Here is a 1,239-nt window from a genome sequence, read left to right as displayed (position 1 = left end):
GGTTTACTGTCAGAATGTTTGGAGCATGAACTCAAGAATGCTCTACCAAACGAAGAAATTATTACGTTAGACATTGATGGAAAAGATGATTTTCCAGCAGCCTCCAGCCCTGCTGAGGGTAGAAAAAGTAAATGGATGAAGAGTGTTATCCCTTCTTTTTTATTAAACAATATTAGAAATATTAAAAATATTAACCGGACAAAAAAGAGGTTATTAGAGAAAGTAGACTTTAATAATCCTGGAGAAATTCGATTCATTATTGGTGGAGGGCACTTGATAACAGCGTCCTCTTCTTATTTTCCTGTACGGCTTTATGTTCTTGGTCAAATCGCAAAGAGATTTAACGTTAGTATGTATATCTATGCAGTGGGTGTTTCGCACTCAAAATCATGGATAAGCAGCGCTAAGAAAATTCTATTAGAAGCGCTCGTTGACAATAAAAAAATAAAATTTGTTAGCACAAGAGATAAGCTCTCAGGTGAATATTGGAAGAATTCTCTAGCAGCAGCAATTAACCCAGTAATCTGTCGTGACCCAGGATTACTAGTTGCAGACTTATATCCCAGAAAACAATGGATAACGTCAGTGCCTGAAAGTAAAGAAAATAAAAAAGTGGGTATCGGAGTTATTAATCAAAAAATTATTAACGATGTGTCGCGGCATAAAAATATCGAAGAAACAGTAGGTACAAGTTTTTTTATAAGTATTGCCAATAATTTAATTTCGGCAGGATTCAAACCAGTTTTCTTTACCAATGGTGATGTTGATGATGAAGTTTTAATGAGTCATATAAAATTGATCGTTAAAAAAAATAATCAGTTAGCCCTGAAGGTGGAGTTTTCAGAGAGACCGAGAAGTCCTGAAACTTTATGTAAGATAATTTCAAAGCTCGATGGGGTTATTGCTCACAGGATGCACGCGAATATTGCAGCGTATTCTTATCGAATACCGCATGTCGGACTTGGTTGGGACGTTAAATTGAAGAGCTTTTTCAATTCTGTGCAACGGGATGATTTTTTTATTTATCAGGAGAGTGCTTCTCCTGAAAAAATAGTTGAATGTATGATTGCTGCTATGGATGTAGGGATTGATATAGATCAGCATGCGGAAGTATTAAAAGATGCCAGGGCAGGAGTCCGGCTATTGTCCAAGCAGTTATAAAAAATTACAGTTATCTTTATTATGAAAATAATTTATCTAATCACTGGTGATTCAACGAGTATGTGTGGGGTCTACGAC

1 protein-coding gene is annotated in these 1,239 nt (G+C 35.9%); it reads left to right on the top strand.

The genetic code is table 11. The annotated features are described in order from the left end of the window. A partial coding sequence (locus QN370_RS20510) for a polysaccharide pyruvyl transferase family protein (RefSeq protein ID WP_323581823.1) occupies positions 1 to 1,161 on the top strand: 1,161 nt, incomplete at its 5' end. Positions 1,162 to 1,239: the final 78 nt, after the last annotated feature.

Source organism: Actimicrobium sp. CCI2.3 (assembly GCF_035019065.1).
Taxonomy (GTDB): Bacteria; Pseudomonadota; Gammaproteobacteria; order Burkholderiales; family Burkholderiaceae_D; genus Actimicrobium.
Note: the sequence above shows the minus strand (reverse complement) of the source record. Positions and strands in the feature narration are given on the sequence as shown.